The sequence below is a fragment of the Halalkalibacter oceani genome (assembly GCF_023715605.1).
Lineage (GTDB): Bacteria > Bacillota > Bacilli > Bacillales > Bacillaceae_D > Halalkalibacter > Halalkalibacter oceani.
This window is the reverse complement of the sequence record NZ_JAMBOL010000117.1, coordinates 1-240: the sequence shown is the minus strand read 5'-3', so window position 1 is coordinate 240 and position 240 is coordinate 1. Positions and strand designations below refer to the sequence as shown.

Genomic DNA, 240 nt, shown 5'->3' with positions numbered 1-240 from the left:
CGAATGATTTCCAACCATTCTGAGGGAACCTTTGGGCGCCTCCGTTACTGTTTAGGAGGCGACCGCCCCAGTCAAACTGCCCACCTGACACTGTCCCTGAACCGGATCACGGCTCGAGGTTAGAATGTCAGCACAGTCAGGGTAGTATCCCACCGACGCCTCCATCGAAGCTGGCGCTCCGACTTCTCTGGCTCCTACCTATCCTGTACAAACTGTACCAACATCCAATATCAAGCTACA

At 54.2% G+C, this 240-nt stretch carries 1 rRNA gene; it reads right to left on the bottom strand.

What is annotated here, in order from left to right:
- A 23S ribosomal RNA gene (locus M3202_RS22240) occupies nt 1-240 on the bottom strand; the annotation flags it as partial.